Source organism: Streptomyces sp. NPDC043870 (assembly GCF_056435785.1).
This window is the reverse complement of record NZ_JBWKDT010000055.1, coordinates 18,795-34,355: the sequence shown is the minus strand read 5'-3', so window position 1 is coordinate 34,355 and position 15,561 is coordinate 18,795. Positions and strand designations below refer to the sequence as shown.

General features: G+C 70.2%; 16 protein-coding genes. 4 read left to right on the top strand and 12 right to left on the bottom strand.

Translation table 11 applies throughout. The features are described from left to right. Window positions 1–181 precede the first annotated feature (181 nt). The gene (locus tag AC0699_RS35680) at window positions 182–1,177 is read right to left on the bottom strand and encodes an aldo/keto reductase (RefSeq protein WP_478669086.1); all 996 of its coding nucleotides are present in this window, start codon (window positions 1,175–1,177) and stop codon (window positions 182–184) included. A 91-nt stretch (window positions 1,178–1,268) separates the two neighbouring features. Between AC0699_RS35680 and AC0699_RS35675 the strand changes: the two genes are divergently transcribed. Further along, the gene (locus tag AC0699_RS35675) at window positions 1,269–1,994 is read left to right on the top strand and encodes a TetR/AcrR family transcriptional regulator (protein ID WP_478669082.1); all 726 of its coding nucleotides are present in this window, start codon (window positions 1,269–1,271) and stop codon (window positions 1,992–1,994) included. Window positions 1,995–2,069: 75 nt separating this feature from the next. On the opposite strand, the gene AC0699_RS35670 is transcribed toward AC0699_RS35675, so the two are convergent. The 5 genes from AC0699_RS35670 to AC0699_RS35650 all read right to left on the bottom strand — a co-directional run bounded on the left by AC0699_RS35670 (window position 2,070) and on the right by AC0699_RS35650 (window position 7,629). Continuing rightward, window positions 2,070–4,553 (bottom strand): SpoIIE family protein phosphatase, encoded by a 2,484-nt coding sequence (locus tag AC0699_RS35670; protein WP_478669078.1) that lies wholly within the window; start codon window positions 4,551–4,553, stop codon window positions 2,070–2,072. Window positions 4,554–4,671: 118 nt separating this feature from the next. Then, window positions 4,672–4,899 (bottom strand): hypothetical protein, encoded by a 228-nt coding sequence (locus tag AC0699_RS35665; protein ID WP_478669075.1) that lies wholly within the window; start codon window positions 4,897–4,899, stop codon window positions 4,672–4,674. Beyond that, complete coding sequence (locus AC0699_RS35660; RefSeq protein ID WP_478669072.1) at window positions 4,899–5,297, bottom strand: hypothetical protein; 399 nt, start codon at window positions 5,295–5,297, stop codon at window positions 4,899–4,901. The genes AC0699_RS35665 and AC0699_RS35660 overlap by 1 nt, the downstream gene beginning before the upstream one ends. A 55-nt stretch (window positions 5,298–5,352) precedes the next feature. Next, complete coding sequence (locus tag AC0699_RS35655) at window positions 5,353–6,840, bottom strand: sensor histidine kinase (RefSeq protein ID WP_478669069.1); 1,488 nt, start codon at window positions 6,838–6,840, stop codon at window positions 5,353–5,355. A 63-nt stretch (window positions 6,841–6,903) separates the two neighbouring features. Further along, window positions 6,904–7,629, bottom strand: a complete 726-nt coding sequence (locus tag AC0699_RS35650; protein WP_478669066.1) for a response regulator transcription factor — start codon at window positions 7,627–7,629, stop codon at window positions 6,904–6,906. 285 nt (window positions 7,630–7,914) lie between these two features. Between AC0699_RS35650 and AC0699_RS35645 the strand changes: the two genes are divergently transcribed. Next, complete coding sequence (locus AC0699_RS35645; protein WP_478669063.1) at window positions 7,915–8,166, top strand: DUF6158 family protein; 252 nt, start codon at window positions 7,915–7,917, stop codon at window positions 8,164–8,166. A gap of 110 nt (window positions 8,167–8,276) precedes the next feature. On the opposite strand, the gene fmdA is transcribed toward AC0699_RS35645, so the two are convergent. From fmdA to AC0699_RS35620, 5 genes are all read right to left on the bottom strand, one after another. Continuing rightward, a complete protein-coding gene (gene fmdA / locus AC0699_RS35640) occupies window positions 8,277–9,536 on the bottom strand; it encodes a formamidase (protein WP_478669059.1) in 1,260 nt (419 codons plus the stop codon). Between the two features lie 22 nt (window positions 9,537–9,558). Next, a complete protein-coding gene (locus AC0699_RS35635; RefSeq protein ID WP_478669056.1) occupies window positions 9,559–10,197 on the bottom strand; it encodes an AmiS/UreI family transporter in 639 nt (212 codons plus the stop codon). Between the two features lie 33 nt (window positions 10,198–10,230). Beyond that, window positions 10,231–10,509, bottom strand: a complete 279-nt coding sequence (locus AC0699_RS35630; RefSeq protein ID WP_478669053.1) for an FmdB family zinc ribbon protein — start codon at window positions 10,507–10,509, stop codon at window positions 10,231–10,233. Window positions 10,510–10,657: 148 nt separating this feature from the next. Further along, a complete protein-coding gene (gene crcB / locus AC0699_RS35625; protein ID WP_478669049.1) occupies window positions 10,658–11,026 on the bottom strand; it encodes a fluoride efflux transporter CrcB in 369 nt (122 codons plus the stop codon). Then, window positions 11,023–11,499 carry a fluoride efflux transporter FluC gene (locus AC0699_RS35620; RefSeq protein WP_478669047.1) on the bottom strand — a complete coding sequence of 159 codons (477 nt, stop codon included), beginning with the start codon at window positions 11,497–11,499 and terminating at the stop codon, window positions 11,023–11,025. Before AC0699_RS35620 ends, crcB begins: the two co-directional genes overlap by 4 nt. Window positions 11,500–11,669: 170 nt before the next feature. On the opposite strand from AC0699_RS35620, the gene AC0699_RS35615 reads away from it, so the two are divergent. Further along, window positions 11,670–12,833 (top strand): NAD-dependent formate dehydrogenase, encoded by a 1,164-nt coding sequence (locus tag AC0699_RS35615; protein WP_478669044.1) that lies wholly within the window; start codon window positions 11,670–11,672, stop codon window positions 12,831–12,833. Window positions 12,834–13,147: 314 nt separating this feature from the next. Next, window positions 13,148–13,570: a hypothetical protein gene (locus AC0699_RS35610; RefSeq protein ID WP_478669041.1), complete on the top strand. Its 423-nt coding sequence runs from the start codon at window positions 13,148–13,150 to the stop codon at window positions 13,568–13,570. 60 nt (window positions 13,571–13,630) lie between these two features. Here the strand turns inward: AC0699_RS35610 and AC0699_RS35605 are convergent, their stop codons facing one another. Further along, complete coding sequence (locus AC0699_RS35605) at window positions 13,631–15,346, bottom strand: ABC transporter ATP-binding protein (protein ID WP_478669093.1); 1,716 nt, start codon at window positions 15,344–15,346, stop codon at window positions 13,631–13,633. Between the last annotated feature and the right edge of the window lie 215 nt (window positions 15,347–15,561).

Genomic DNA, 15,561 nt, shown 5'->3' with positions numbered 1-15,561 from the left:
AGAGCGGAGGTTCGGACTTAGTCTAGGGGGGAGGGGGGGGGGGGGGGTGTGGCGTTGGGGGGGTGGGCTGCGCCCGGGGCCCCCGGTGCCCCCCGGGGGGGGGGGGCCCCCCGGCGCGGACGGCACCGGCCCCCCGGGGGAGGGGGAAGGAGCCGGTGCCGCCATGCGAACGCTGCGGGGGTCAGTGCTCGCTGTCGAGGTGGTTCATCTGGGGTGCGGCATAGCGGGTGCCGGCCGCGGAGCCGGCCGGAACGGCCTGCTCGATGGCGTCGAGATCGGACGCGGTGAGCGTCACGGCTTCGGCGCCGAGGGCCTCGGACAGGCGCTCACGGCGGCGGGCGCCGACGAGCGGCACGATGTCCTGACCCTGCGCGGCCACCCAGGCGATGGCGACCTGGGCGACCGTGGCGCCCTTGGTCTCGGCGATCTTGCGCAGCGCCTCTACCAGGTCGAGGTTGCGTTCGAGGTTGTCGCCCTGGAAGCGCGGGCTGATGCCGCGGAAGTCCTGGGCTCCCAGTTCGCGGTCCTTGCTCCAGTGGCCGGAGAGCAGACCGCGGGAGAGCACGCCGTAGGCGGTGATGCCGATGCCCAGTTCGCGGGCGGTGGGCAGGATCGTCTCCTCGATGCCGCGGGACAGCAGCGAGTACTCGATCTGCAGGTCGGCGATGGGGTGCACGGCCTGGGCCCGGCGCAGGGTGTCGGCGCCCACCTCGGACAGCCCGATGTGACGGACGAGTCCGGCCTGGACCGTCTCGGCGATGGCTCCGACGGTCTCCTCGATCGGCACGTTCGGGTCGAGCCGGGCCGGGCGGTAGATGTCGATGTGGTCGGTGCCGAGCCGGCGCAGGGAGTAGGCCAGGAAGTTCTTCACGGCCTCGGGGCGGGAGTCGTAGCCGTTCCAGCCGCCCAGGGCGTCGCGCAGCGCGCCGAACTTGACGCTGATCACGGCGTTGTCGCGGTTGCGGCCGCGCAGTGCGTCGCGCAGCAGCAGCTCGTTGTGACCCATGCCGTAGAAGTCGCCGGTGTCGAGCAGGGTGATGCCGGCGTCGAGTGCTGCGTGGACGGTGGCGATGGACTCGGCGTCGTCTGCCGGTCCGTACAGGTCCGACATGCCCATCAGGCCCAGTCCCAGGGAGGAGACTGCCGGGCCGCCGGTGCCGAGAGTGCGGGTGTTCACAGGGCGATCCAATCCGTTATTAGCGACGTTAACGCCAGAACGTTAGCAGTGATGTCATCGATGCTAACAGCGTTCGGGTAGCGTTGATTCCATGACCGCCGAAAAGCCTTCCGGGAGAAGTGCCGACACCCGCGAGCGGATCCTCGTCGCCGCCGCCGATCTGCTGGCGGAGGGCGGCAGTGACGCCGTCTCCACGCGGGCCGTGGTCCAGGCGGCGGGTGTCCAGGCGCCGACGCTCTACCGGCTCTTCGGCGACAAGCAGGGACTGCTGGACGCCGTCACCTCGTACGGGTTCGAGCGCTACCTGGCCGGAAAGCAGACGCTCGCGGCGACCGACGATCCGGTCGAGGACCTCCGGCGCGGCTGGGACCTGCACATCGACTTCGGCCTGACACACCCGTCGTTCTACGTCCTGATGTACGGCGCCGTACGCCCGGGCGAGCCCGTCGCCGCCGCGGAGGAGGCCCACGCGATCCTGGTCGGCATGCTGGAGCGGGTGGCCCGGGCGGGCCGTCTGCGCCTCCCGGTCGGTGCCGCCGCCCAGATGGTCCAGGCCGCGAGCGTCGGCGTCGCCCTCACCCTGATCGCCACCCCGCCGGGCGCCCGGAGCACAGGACTCTCCGCCCGTACGCGCGACACCGTTCTCGCCGCCCTCACCACCGATCCTCCGCCGGACGACGCCGCGGACACCCCGGCCTCCCGTGCCATCGCCCTCACCGCAGTCCTGCCGGACCTGTCCGAGACGCTCACGCCCGCCGAGGCCACGCTGCTCCGTGAATGGCTCCAGCGCATCGCGTCCGGGGGCGCCGGCGCATGACGGTGCTGCCGGATGTGCGTCGCGCGGCCCGGTGACCGGTGCCGCCGGTAGCGGGGGACGGCCTCCCGACTTCCGCTACGCAGGCGCTCCGCCGAGGCGCTGCTCGGTCCAGATCGTCTTCCCCTCGCCGCCGAAGCGCGTTCCCCAGCGCTCGGCGAGCTGCGCGACGAGAAGCAGCCCGCGGCCCCCTTCGTCGGTGGTGCGGGCATGCCGCAGACGGGGTGCCGAGCTGCTGCCGTCGGAGACCTCGCAGGTCAGCGCGCGGTCACGGATCAAACGCAGTCGGATGGGGGCGCTGGCGTACCGGATGGCGTTGGTGACGAGTTCGCTCACGATGAGTTCCGTGGTGAACGCCTCCTCCTCCAGGCTCCAGGAGGTGAGCTGCCGGGCGGCCAGGGAACGGGCCGTGGCGACGACGGCCGGGTCGGCCGGCAGGTCCCACGAGGCGACGTCGTCGTCGCTCAACGCATGGGTCCGGGCGACGAGCACGGCCGCGTCGTGGCGGGGTGTCCCGGGCAGCAGCCGTTCGATGAGCACGCGGCAGATCTCCCGCACGGAGCCGGGCAGACGGCTCACGAGGCTTTCGAGCACGGCCCGTCCCGCGCCGCCTTCGTGGGACTGGAGGAGTCCGGGGGTGTACAGCGTGAGCAGCGCTTCCTCGGGCAGGTCCAGCTCGGCCTTCCCGAACTGCTGCCCGGGACGGCCCAGCGGCTCGGAGGCCGGGGGTTCGAAGGCCGCCACCGTCCCGTCCGGACAGCCGACGACCGGGCCGGGATGGCCGGCTCCGGCCATGGTGCAGTGCCGGGAGACGGGATCGTAGATCAGATACAGGCAGGTCGAACCGGTCGCGTCCACCCGATGGGGTCCGTTGTCCACCTCGGGGGAGCCGTTGTCCGCCCGCTCGGAACCGCCGGGGGAGGCGCTTCCCGCACGGCTGTCGTCGCCGGCCAGACGGAACACCAGGTCGTCGAGCCGGGCGAGTAGTTCGTCAGGCTCCAGGTCGAGGTCGGAGAGCGTGTGTACGGCCGCGTGCAACCGCCCCATCGTTGCCGCTGCCCCGACACCGTGACCCGAGGAGCTGCCGGCGACCAGAGCCACCCGGGCGCCGGACAGCGGGATGACGTCGACCCAGTCCCCGCCGGATCCGGCGTGGACGTACTCGTGGGCCACCTCGACTCCCTTGTGCTCGGGGAGTTCATGAGGGAGCAGACCGCGCCGCAGGGCCAGCAGGGAATCGTGCTCGTGGACGTAGCGGCGGGCGTTGTCCAGGCATACGGCCGCGCGGCGGACGAGTTCCGTGGCCAGGGTCAGATCGTCCTGCTGGAAGGGGCCCCGTGGCCCCCAGCGGTAGAAGGTGACCGCCCCCAGGACGAGGTCGTGGACGACCAGCGGCACGAGCATGAGTGAGTGAATCCTCTCCTCGAGAATGCGCCGCCCCCTGACGGGATCACGGAGAACCCAGTCGCTGTCGTCGCGCACCCGGCTGACCAGACGCGGCCGCAGATCGCTCAGGGCCTGGGAAGACGGTGCCGCGAACGGGAAGGTGCCGACCTCGCCGGCCGCGTAGGTGCCGGGAGGAAGGTCTGTCCCGTGGGACCGTGAAGCGGCCCGGCGCAGCACCGCGCCGGGACCGACCGGGCCGGGCGCGATCTCTCCGCCCAGCAGTACCGGCTCCAGCAATTCGACCGCGACGCCGTCGGTGAGACCCGGCACGACGACATCGGCCAGTTCCTGAGCGGTGCGGACCACGTCGAGTGTGGTTCCGATGCGTGCGCCGCCCTCCGCCAGCAGTGAGAGCCGCTCCTGCGCGCGGTAGCGGTCGGTGACGTCCACGGCCACGTCAGCGACTCCCAGGATCCGGCCGTCGGCGTCCTCGAGGCGGAACACCGAGGCCGAATAGACATGCTCATGCCCGGGATCGCCCGGTGGGCGGCCACGCTTCTCGAAGCTGATCAGCGGCTCGCCCGACTCCAGCACCTTGCCCATCACCCGCTCCGCCTGCTCCGCCGCGAAATCGGGCCACACCTCGGTGGGGCGACGGCCCACCGCCTCCGCGGCCGGAGCGCCCTGCATCCCTTCCGCGGCAGGGTTGAACCGCAGCACCCGGAGCTTCGGGTCGAGTACGACCAACCCCACGGGGGACTGGGTGAACAGCGCTTCCAGGAGTGCCCGGTCGGCCTCCGGGGCCGTCCGGTCCCCGGGGGCGAGGAGCACGGCCCAGCGCGCCGCGGTGCCGTCGTCCGCCTCGGGGCGGACGGCGAGGAGGCAGCTCACCGGCGGGCCGTCGCGATGCCGCAGCAGGATCCGCCCGCTCGCCGGGCCGGCCCCGGGGTGCTCGGTGTCTTCCAGGTCCGCGGCGGCCCCCGCGTCCCGTGCCGTGGCCAGCAGAGCGGCCACGGACGCTCCGACCACCTCGTCCGCCGGGTAGCCGAGCAGCCGCTCCGCCGCCGTGCTCCACCCGGTGACCGTGCCTTGCGCGTCGACCACCACGCGGGCCCAGTCCCGCACCGGGAGTTCTTCGCGTTCGCCGCCGCCGTACGCGGCGTGGGATGCACCCATGGACACCAGCCTCGTCCTGCGTCGACACCCCCTGTTTCCTCCCAGTGTTACCGCCCTGGGGACGGTCTGCGAGCAGACCGGGCCCGCAGGGCCCGAGCCGACGGCGAATGCGGTGGGTTCAGTCCTCCTCAGCGGCGGATTCCGCCGCGGCGGCAGCCGATTCCGCGGCATCCACCAGTTTGCGCATCTCCGTCACGTCCGACGGGCCCGTGGTCGCCGACCCGTCGGACGCCCCGCTGCTCGTCCCGTCGCTGCGCTGCCCGTTGCCGCCCTGCCCACAGCCGGTCATGCCCGTGAGGCATATGACAGCAGCAGCGGCCGCGATGGCGGCACGTCGCGGGGCCATCACTTCTCGGCCCCGTCGTTGTTCGCCTTGCACCAGGACTTCACCGAGGCCAGGTCCTTCTGCCGCTTCTCCAGCGCCGGAACGAGGGAACGGCGAAAGGTCAGCTTGTCGTTGAGATACGTCTCGATCTCGGTGTGACCGGCCTTCCTGGCGTTCTCGACGCGCTTCTCCAGGCGGCTGATCGACCCGCGTTGTGTCGCGTCGCCGCCGAGGCGGTCCAGAGCCCGCTCCAGCCGCTTCTCGATCTTCGGCACCCGCTTGCACAGTGCCTGCGCACCGTCTCCGGTCGGCGTGCCTTCCGGCGAGGGTTCCCCGGTGCCGGCCGAGGCTGTGGCTGTCGCGGTGAACAGGGCCGTGACGACGGTGAGTGCCAGGGCGGCGGTCTTGGCGGTCCTCATGACGGTGTCCCTCCTGGAGCCGGGCGAGGCCCATGTGCCTGCGCCCGGCCGGAAGTTAGGAGCCGACTTTGTGGAAAGCTTGTGGGTGCCGGGCCGTTGCGGTCAGCCAGTCCCGGTCCGACGGCAACGTCGGCACGGTCTCTCCTCGCACGGGGAGGCGGACCTCGAACCGGGCGCCGTCGCCCGACGGCCGGTCGAGGACCCGGACGTGGCCCCGGTGCAGGGCCGTCTGCTGAGCGACGAGGGTGAGGCCGAGTCCTGAGCCCGGGCTGTCCGGTCCGCGCCGGAAGCGCTGGAACACCTCGTCGCGCTGCGAGGGCGGGATCCCGGGTCCCTCGTCGTCCACCGTCAGCACCGCGACCGGTGCCGAGCCGTGCCCGCCCGCTCGCAGCCCCACCTCGATACGGGCCCGGCCGTCGCCGCTGCGCCCATGGACCAGGGCGTTGGCCAGGAGGTTGTCGACGAGCGTACGCAGCCCCGGCTCCCATCCGTACACGATCGGACGCGGCACCACCGGCACACTGATCTCCGCCGTGGGGTGTCTGCGCCGGGCGTCGGCGACCGAGGCGTCGATCACCTCCGCGAGGTCCACCGGGCCGAACGCGTCGGCCTCTACCAGGTCGCCCCGGCCCAGCTCCCGCAGCATCACCAGCAGGCCCAGCAGCCGCGTGTGCTCACTGTGCAGATCCTTCAGCACCTCCGTCCGGTCCGCCGGCCCGAGTCCGGGGTGCTCGGTGAGGATGTCCAGATTCGTCTGCATGCTCATCAGCGGCGTACGCAGTTCATGCGCGGCGGCGGCCGCGAACGACCGTGCGGTGGCCAGGGCGCCGGTGGTTCTGGCGGCCTGTTCGTCATAGCGGGCGAGCACCGTCTGCAAGGTCCGGGCGAGGTCGTCGACCTCGGTGACACCGGTCGGGACGTGCTCGAGCCACGCCGCGTCAGCCCTCGGATCGAGTCCGCTCGTCCGTTGCTGCAGCCGGCGCAGCGGACGGCCGGCCCGGGAGGCGACCGCCAGGCCCAGCAGACCTGCCACCGGTGCGGCCAGCAGGGCCACGGTCACCACGCGCCTGCGGACGAGCGCCAGTTGGTCCCGGCTCGCGGTGTCGGGCGAGAACAGCCACAGCGTGCCGTCGACACCCGGCCGCGATCCTTGTACGCGGACCGACAGGACCCGCCAGCTGTCGTCCCCGTCCTCGACGGTCACCGGCCTGGCCGCGCTGCCCGGAAGGGCTACGGAAGCGCTGGGCTGAGGACCGCCCGAGACGGTTCCGTGGGGCCCGGCGAGCCGGATGCCGACATCCAGGGCCGAGGCGTACAACTGCCGCTCACGCGCCTGCTCGACCGCGGCGGGCCGGTCGGCCGCGGTGACCCGCAGCAGCCGGCGCGCGTCCCCGACGACCTGCGTCGCCCGCTCCCGCAGATGAGCGTCCTGCTCCGCGTGCAGATCGCGCGCGACGAGCTGGAGCAGCAGCCAGCCGGCCGCCAGCACCAGCACCGGCACCGTGACGGCGACGGCGAGCGCGATACGCGTGGACAGCCTCATGTGCCCTGCCCCTTCGAGTTCCGGGGGTCCTTCATGTGCTCTGCGCCCATGTGTCGTGAGCCCTCATGCGTCCGCCGCCTTGTCGTCGCGGCGCAGGACGAAGCCGACTCCCCGTACCGTATGGATGAGCCGCGCACGGCCGCCGCTCTCCAGCTTGCGCCGCAGGTAGCTGACGAAGGTGTCGACGGCATCGGTGCGGACGTCGAAGTCGTAACCCCAGACGCGGTCCAGCAGCTGATCCCTGGTCAGCACGATGCCCGCGTTGCGCGCGAGGACCTCCAGCAGTTCGAACTCGCGCCGGGTCAGCGACAGTGGCTCCCCGTCCAGACGTGCCTCGCGGGCCGCCGGATCGAGCACGAGCGGGCCGACGCGCACTACGTCCGTGTCGCTGGGCGGCCGCCGGCGCAGCAGCGCCTCCAGCCGCAGCACCAGTTCCTGCAGCGCGAACGGCTTGACCAGATAGTCGTCGCCACCTGCCTGCAGTCCCGCGATCCGGTCCGCTGTCTCGTCCAGCGCCGACAGCATCAGGACGGGTACGTCGTTGCCGTCGTCGCGCAGAGTCCGGCACACCTCGATTCCGTCGACGTCCGGCATGGAGATGTCCAGCACGAGGACATCGGCTGCCCACTGCCGTACCTGCGCCAGTGCGGGCCGTCCGCCCTCGGCCAGGGACACGGTGAAACCGGCCAGCCGCAGTCCTCGCTCCAGCGACCGCCGGATCGCCGGATCGTCGTCCACGACGAGCACGCGTCCCTGGCCCGCGCGTCCCCGGCCGATGTCACCGTCCATCCGCTCGCTCCCGTCCTCGCCGCTCCCGCACCGTGCCGTGCAGATGATCGCACCGGGACCGCCGACGGGCTACGGTCGGTCACGGGTGACCGGTCACCGGTCGCCGTCCGGCGCCGCACGGTCGCGGCGGCCCGATCGGCTGGCCCGACCGGCACCGGACAGGCAAGCTGGGAGCGTGGCAATCCATGAGCCCGCAGCCCATGCCATGAGCATGTGGATCACCTCGATCCTCGTACCGGCAGCGGAGAGGCGATTGCGCGATGCACCGATCAGGAGGTCCGAGTCATGAACGAGCAGGACCGCGGGGTGGCGCCTGAGCAGCTGGAGGACGCGCTGCTGCTCAAGGAGCTGGAAGCCGTTCATCGCACACGCCACGAGACCCTGCTGCACGGTTCCGCGGACGCGTTGGCCACCCACACCCAACGGATGGCCGCGCTGGAGAACGAATACCTGCGGCGTCATCCTGAGCGCGCGCCGTCGGCCGGCCGTACACGCGCAGGTGCACGTGCTCGCGAAGCGACCGGCGGACAGCCGTGAGGTGAAAGGCCGCGTGCCTCGGCGAAGGCAGTGTGGATCGGTTGAGTACCCCGGTACGGATCCGTCCCGGCCGCAGGACGCGGTCGGGACGGCGGGCCGTCGTTGTCCGGTCAGACCAGGGTGCCGGAGGTCATGGCGCACTGGCCCCGGTCGGCCTTCGCCGGGCCTGCCGCGGTGGGCCGGACGTCGAAGTCGAACATGGCGGTGGGTACGTACAGCGAGCAGCAGGCGTTGGGGATGTCGACGATGCCGCTGATACGTCCCTCGATGGGGGAGGAGCCGAGCAGCAGGTAGGCCTGCTCTCCGCTGTAGCCGAACTTCTTGAAGTACTCGACGGCGTTGAGGCAGGCCCGGCGGTAGGCCAGCGTGGCGTCGAGGTAGTAGTTCGTGTCCGTGTCGTGGTCGACGGAGATACCGATGAAGGTCATGAACTCCGTGTACCTCGGCTCGACGTTGCCCGGAATGAACACGGGGTTGGTGGAGATGCCGTACGTCTCCATGCCGCCCTTGATCAGGTCGACGTGGAAGTCGATGAAGCCGCCCATCTCGATGGCGCCGCAGAAGGTGATCTCTCCGTCGCCCTGACTGAAGTGCAGGTCGCCTCCGGAGAGCTTCGCGTCCTTGACGTGTACGGGGTAGAAGACCCGCGAGCCGCGTGTGAAGTTCTTGATGTCGTGGTTGCCTCCGTTCTCGCGGGCAGGCACCGTGCGTGCGCCTTCCTCCGCGATGCGCGTGGCGAGGTCACCGGTGGCCGTGCCGGCGAGTGCGTTGTCGGCGTTCGGCGGTACGGCGAGTGGCGGGACCCGGTCCGGGTCGGTCTCGATCAGCGCCTTCTCGCGGGCGTTCCAGCGGGCGAGCATCTCGGCGGACGGCGCTGTGCCGAACAGCCCTGGGTGGGTGATTCCGGTGAATCGGATACCGGGAAGGTGGCGGGAGACCGCCTGCTGTCCGTGGAAGTCCCATATCGCCTTGTAGGCGTCGGGGAAGTAGTCGGTCAGGAAGCCACCGCCGTTGGCCTTGGCGAAGATGCCGGTGTAGCCCCAGCCCTGGCCCGCGAAGTCGCCGGTCTGCTGCGGCACGGGGCCGAGGTCGAGTATGTCGACGACGAGCAGGTCGCCGGGTTCGGCGCCCTCCACGCCTATCGGGCCGCTGAGCATATGAGGGATGGTCAGGTCGACGTCGCGTACGTCGTCGGCGGAGTCGTTGTTGCCGACCTGGCAGTCGGTCCAGTCGCGGCACTCCAGGCGGAACTCCGCTCCCGGCTTGACCATGGCGACGGTCGGGACATCCGGGTGCCACCTGTTGTGTCCGGGGACGTCCTGGTCACGCATCGACTTGCTGTGGTCCACATGGAAGATAATTTCGGGCATAACAACTCCTAAATTGGTGCGGTCACGTTGGTGCGCTCGCGCTTCCGGCCGCCGTGGTGGCCGGGGCCGGCTGCCGCGAACTCCGGGTGAGTGGCCACAGCGCCGCGAACACCACCACGCCGAACACCGCCAGCGCGATGGCAGTTTCGGTGGGGCTCACCCAGTAACCGGAGAGCAGCAGTGCCGCGGGAATCACGCCGGTGACCCAGCCCTGGATTGCCGTGACCCAGCCCGTATAGGTTCTGAGGCTGTCCATCTTGAGACCGAGCAACAGGAAGAACAGGAACCACAGGAATGCCCAGTAGAGCCAGATGACCCCGAACGGGTAGTCCCGGAAAATCCGGAAAGTGACGAACGAGTACCCCAGGGCCGCAACCGCGACGAACAGCGAGTAGTAGCCGACGCCGGTACTGTCGATACCGGCGAGGAGGCCCACACCTACATACAGGTAGGTGAAGCCGAACAGATAGATGCCGGATGCCGCCAGGATCAATCTGGGGTCGCCGAAGGCGACGACGATGAGATAAGTCGGCGTCAAAACCTGCAGTGCGCCAACGAACAGGTTGAACACCGCTGCCGCCTTGGCGTCGACCTTCCCGAGCAACAGCATTCCGTTGATGAAGAGCACCGCACCGACAAAGAGCAGTCCCACGTTTCCCACGGGGACGCACCTCCTAAGTCCGCGTGGACGCCCTCAGGGACGCGGCAGCCGCGAGAGCGCGGGGTGCGGGTGCCGTGGCACCCTTCTGCGTGGCGGCACTTCGGAGACTACTGCCGGGGCCTCACGGGCCTGCTCCTCCTGGTCATGAAGGGCGGCGACCGCGTGCGAGGTCAGCGTGAGGCCGGGCGAGGTGTACACACGTCTCGCAGCGCCTGTGCAAACAGGGCAGCCATAAGTCGTGGGCGCCGTTCCGATCGCCAACTTCACGTCGAAAGGCCCACATCGGCTGCATAGATATTCATAGGTTGCCATCAGCAGCCTCCGGATGCCGGTGGACGCTGGCCAACCCGAGTGCGTGCGGTGCGCCCCGATTGGCGCACGCCACAGCGCATTTCCTGCTTTCAAGGAGACGTCTCGTGAATCCACGTGTCAAGTACCGGACGGACGGGCCTGGACCTTCTCAGAACGATCCGACGGCCAGCGCCGCAGCTGCTGCCGCAAGACCCACCGCGAGACTCGAAGCGGCGTACAGCAGGGATTTGCCGACCTGCCCTTTCTCGCAGAGGTGGACCAACTCGTAACTGAATGTGGAGAACGTCGTATAGGCGCCGCAGAAACCGACGCCGGCAATGGTCACGACCTGCTCCGGCAGTGCGTGCCGTGCGCCGAGGCCCACCAGAAGCCCCAGCGCGAACGAGCCGGTTATGTTGATCAGCCAGGTGCCGCGTGGGAACGCGCCCGGGCTCCGGTACTGCACGTACTGGCCGAGTACGTAACGCGCGACTGCCCCGACGGCTGCCGCCGCACTGACGGCGAGCAGGATGATCACCGCGCCCACCAGCCGTATCGGCGGGCGCGCCGGCGCCGCTCGTCGAGCCGTACGCGCCGGGCCACCGTCAGCCTGCCGATGGCCAGGCCCAGAACGGTGGCGGCCAGGCCGGCGAAGAGGCTCCCGAAGATGTTCAACGCCGCGGCTGCGTAGTGGCCGTGGCCCAGCAGGCGATCGGTGTCGACCATCCAGGTCGAGAAGGTGGTGAAGGCGCCGAGGAAGCCGACGGCGGCGAACGGCTGCACGTACCGGGTCGGCGGCCAGATCTCGAATACATACACGAGCAGTAGCGCCAGCACGAACGACCCGGACACATTGACGGCGAACGTCGTCCACGGGAACGTCGCCCCGGGCGTGGGGAAGGCCAGCCCCAGTGCGTAACGGGCCGTCCCGCCCAGCAGGCCGCCGAGTGCGACCGCCGCGAGGACGCCCGCGCGCAGACGTGCGCGGAACGGCTCCCGAACTCCCGTCACAGGTCTCATCGAAATAGCCGCATCCCTATCCGCCGGAACGCCTCTCCATTATCCCTGGGGATTGCAGCGCCGACGCACGCTCGACTAAAATTCAAGATCATCGGTGTTCGACGGTTTACCGGTGCCCTACCCGTTCACCGGAGCAGTGGCCCCACCGATGGAGGACGGCCATGGCAAAAATCCTTGCGGTGCTCTATCCGGACCCCGTGGGCGGTTATCCTCCCGACTACGCCCGCGACGAGATTCCCACCATCACCGGCTATCCGGGCGGTCAGACCGCGCCGACCCCGCAGGCCATCGATTTCACCCCGGGGCACCTCCTCGGCTGCGTTTCCGGAGAACTGGGACTGCGCCGGTTCCTGGAGGACCGGGGTCACACCTTTGTCGTCACGAGCGACAAGGAAGGGGCGGACTCCACCCTGGACCGCGAGCTGCCCGACACCGACGTGGTCATCTCGCAGCCGTTCTGGCCCGCCTATCTGACCCCCGAGCGGATCGCCGCGGCTCCCCAGCTGAGACTCGCGATCACCGCGGGGATCGGGTCGGACCACGTCGATCTGCCGAGCGCCATCTCCCATGGCATGACCGTGGCCGAGGTGACTTTCAGCAACAGCATCAGTGTGTCGGAGCACGCCGTGATGCAGATCCTCACCCTGGTGCACAACTACATGCCGGCTCATGAGTGGGTGACCACCAAGAAGGGCTGGAACATCGCCGACAGTGTGTCGCGCGCCTACGACCTGGAAGGCATGCACGTCGGCGTGCTCGGCTCGGGCCGGATCGGCCAGGCGGTACTGCGCCGCCTCGTGCCGTTCGACGTCACCCTGCACTACTGCGACGTGCACCGACTGCCTCGGGAGGTCGAGGAGGAGCTCGCGCTGAACTGGCATCCCGACGTCCGTTCCCTGGCCCCCGCGATCGATGTGCTGTCGATCCACACGCCCCTGCATCCGCAGACGCAGAACCTCTTCGACGAGGACCTGATCGGGGCCATGAAGCGCGGTTCGTACATCGTCAACACCGCACGCGCCCTCATCGTCAACCGGGACGCCGTGGTGCGTGCCCTGGAGAGCGGCCAACTGGCCGGCTACGCCGGTGACGTCTGGTATCCGCAGCCGCCGCCGCCCGACCACCCCTGGCGCACCATGCCGCACGAGGCGATGACGCCGCATGTGTCCGGGTCGACCCTCTCGGCGCAGGCGCGGTACGCGGCCGGCACCCGGGAGATCCTGGAGTGCTGGTTCGACGGACGCCCCATCCGCCCGGAATACCTGATCGTCGACGGTGGCGGACTGGCAGGGGCGGGAGCGCGCTCCTACACCGTCGCCGGATAGCGGAGAATCGCATCAGCTCAGGTCAGCTCAGGTCAGCTCAGATCGGCTCAGATCAGCTCGGCCCAGCTCGCCGGAAAAGATGAGTGGAAGATCAACCACGTGGGTGGCCGCGGGGCGGGCAATGTCACCTCTCGGGGCCCCTTGACTGCTGTGAGCCGGTTCACTGCATTTTTGCTGGACGGGGGCGGCGAAGAGCTTTAGCGTCGTTAATTACATTTCTTTTTGAATGCAGTGGCATCGGTGCCGCGCATATCCGAGGAGATTAGCGCTTCGCAGGAATACCAGGGTGAGGCCGGAGAGGTGGATCAGTGAGCATGGACGCCGTGTGGGTCCGGGGCGTGAACGGCATTCAGATGCATCACGTGACCGATCTTCAGGATGCCGGCAGGTTCCTTGGCAACGCAGCAATGGCACTGCGGGCCGCGCACGTACGGACCGGCGCCGACCGGTACTCGAGCATCGCCGCCGAGCTCAAGGCCCTGGTGGCGCGGGTACGGGAGCTGGAGGACGAGGCGCGGTCGAACATGCACGACCTGCACGCCACCGACCCCGAGCGGTTCATCCGCTGCCGGGACGGTCACGAGGCGTGGCCCGGTGAGATCCAGGCCGGCTTCATCCCGCGCCACACCTGCAAGGACGAATGCCTCTACCACGATCGCGACGTCCTCGACGCCATCATGCAGTGCACCTGCGGCCGGCCGCCGTGCCAGGCGTGCGAGGTCGGCGGAAAGCTCTGACGAGCCGGACGTGACGACGGATCCCCCGCCATGGCGGGGGATCCGCTTTTTCGCCTCAGGTCACTGGTCGGCGGTGGCGAGGAACTGGGTGGCGGCGAGCTCGGCGTAGAGCGGGTCGGCGGCGACCAGCTCGCGGTGGGTACCCACGGCGCGCACCCGGCCCGCGTCCATGACGACGATGCGGTCGGCCATGGTGACGGTGGACAGCCGGTGGGCGACCACCATCACGGTGGTGGTGCGTGCGACGTCGGCGACGGTGTCACGCAGCGCGGCTTCGTTGACGGCATCGAGCTGGCTCGTGGCCTCGTCGAGCAGGAGCAGCCGGGGGCGGCGCAGCAGCGCCCGGGCGATCGCGACGCGCTGGCGCTCGCCGCCGGACAGCTTGGTGCCGCGATGGCCGACGAGGGTGTCCAGGCCCTTCGGGAGACGATCGACGAGACCGTCGAGCCGGGTGGTCCTCAGTACGTGGAGCAGGTCGCTGTCGCCGGCGTCGGGATTGCCGAGCAGCAGGTTGTCCCGCAGCGTGCCGGAGAGCACGGGGGCGTCCTGCTCGACATAGCCGATGGCGGAACGGAGCTCGGGTATGTCCCACTGGGCGAGGTCGCGGCCGTCGAGCGTGATCCGCCCCGCACCGGGGTCGTAGAACCGCTCGATGAGTGAGAAGACGGTGGTCTTTCCCGCCCCCGAAGGGCCCACGAAGGCAGTCATGCCGCGCGGCGGCACAGCGAAGCTCACGCCGTGGTGGACGTACGGCAGTTCGTCCGCGTAACGGAACAGGACGTCCTCGAAGGTCAGCGCGGCGGGTTCGGCGCCGGCCGCGGGCAGGGGTGCGGGACGGGCCGGCGGCTCGGCCGGCAGCCGCAGCGCCTCCTGGATACGGGCGAGGGCGGCAGCTCCGGCCTGGTACTGGGTGACGGCGCCGACGACCGACTGGATCGGGGACATCAGGTAGAAGACGTACAGCAGGAAGGCGACCAGAGTGCCGACGTCGATCGCGTCGGTCGCGACCCGGGCGCCGCCGACCGCGAGCACGGTGATGAAAGCGATCTGCATCGACAGACCGGCCGTGTTCCCGGCCAGCGCCGACCACTTGGCCGCCCGTACGCTCTGCCGCCAGGACTCCTCGGCGGCCGCGTGCACGGTCTGCTCCTCGCGGTGTTCGGCACCGGACGCCTTGACGGTGCGCAGCGCGCCGAGGATGCGTTCCAGGGACGCGCCCATCGCGCCGACCGCGTCCTGTGCCTGCCTGCTGGCCTTGTTGATACGGGGCACGATCACGCCGATCACCGCGCCCGCGCCCAGCACCACGCCGAGAGTGACTGCCAGCAGGACCGGGTCGACCAGGCCCATCATCACCAGCGTGGCGACGAGCGTGAGCCCGCCGGTGCCGAGGCCCACCAGGGAGTCGGTGGTGACCTCGCGCAGCAGCGTGGTGTCGGAGGTGACGCGGGCCATCAGATCGCCGGGTTCACTGCGGTCCACGGCGGCGATGCGCAGTCGCAGCAGGTACGACGACAGGGTGCGCCGCGCGCCGAGTACGACCGACTCCGCGGTGCGCCTGAGGACGTAGGAACCGAGCGCGCCGATCCCTGCGTTGGCGATGACCAGAGCCGACATCAACAGCAGAGCGCCGGTGATCGAGCGCTCGTGGGAGAGGGCGTCGATCAGGGACTTGGCCACCAGCGGCAGCGCCAGCCCGGTGGCCCCGGTGACCAGCGCCAGCACGGCCCCGGCGAGCAGCGTCCAGCGGTGCGGCCGTACGTATCCGAGCAGCATGCGCCAGGCGGGCGTGGAGGGCGTGGCGGGCGCGGTGGCCCGGGTGGCCTCCGCGCGCGGGGCCGGTGGGGCGGATTCTGCCGTGGTGGCCACGGGCGCTCCTCGTCGTGGTGGTGTCGGTGGACCGGGGACCGGGGGGGGGGGGGGGGGGGGGGGGGGGGGGGGGGGGGGGGGGGGGGGGGGGGGAGAGGAAAAGAAGAGAGAGGGAGGGGAAA

Excerpts from the sequence above, each read along its gene's own strand:
- AC0699_RS35645 (WP_478669063.1), top strand. The coding sequence starts at position 7,915 with ATGAACGAGCAGGACCGCGGGGTGGCGCCTGAGCAGCTGGAGGACGCG.
- AC0699_RS35650 (WP_478669066.1), bottom strand. The coding sequence starts at position 7,629 with ATGGACGGTGACATCGGCCGGGGACGCGCGGGCCAGGGACGCGTGCTC.
- AC0699_RS35630 (WP_478669053.1), bottom strand. The coding sequence starts at position 10,509 with ATGGCAACCTATGAATATCTATGCAGCCGATGTGGGCCTTTCGACGTG.
- fmdA (WP_478669059.1), bottom strand. The coding sequence starts at position 9,536 with ATGCCCGAAATTATCTTCCATGTGGACCACAGCAAGTCGATGCGTGAC.
- AC0699_RS35610 (WP_478669041.1), top strand. The coding sequence starts at position 13,148 with ATGGACGCCGTGTGGGTCCGGGGCGTGAACGGCATTCAGATGCATCAC.
- AC0699_RS35660 (WP_478669072.1), bottom strand. The coding sequence starts at position 5,297 with ATGAGGACCGCCAAGACCGCCGCCCTGGCACTCACCGTCGTCACGGCC.
- AC0699_RS35655 (WP_478669069.1), bottom strand. The coding sequence starts at position 6,840 with ATGAGGCTGTCCACGCGTATCGCGCTCGCCGTCGCCGTCACGGTGCCG.
- AC0699_RS35675 (WP_478669082.1), top strand. The coding sequence starts at position 1,269 with ATGACCGCCGAAAAGCCTTCCGGGAGAAGTGCCGACACCCGCGAGCGG.
- AC0699_RS35615 (WP_478669044.1), top strand. The coding sequence starts at position 11,670 with ATGGCAAAAATCCTTGCGGTGCTCTATCCGGACCCCGTGGGCGGTTAT.
- AC0699_RS35670 (WP_478669078.1), bottom strand. The coding sequence starts at position 4,553 with ATGGGTGCATCCCACGCCGCGTACGGCGGCGGCGAACGCGAAGAACTC.
- AC0699_RS35665 (WP_478669075.1), bottom strand. The coding sequence starts at position 4,899 with ATGGCCCCGCGACGTGCCGCCATCGCGGCCGCTGCTGCTGTCATATGC.
- AC0699_RS35605 (WP_478669093.1), bottom strand. The coding sequence starts at position 15,346 with ATGCTGCTCGGATACGTACGGCCGCACCGCTGGACGCTGCTCGCCGGG.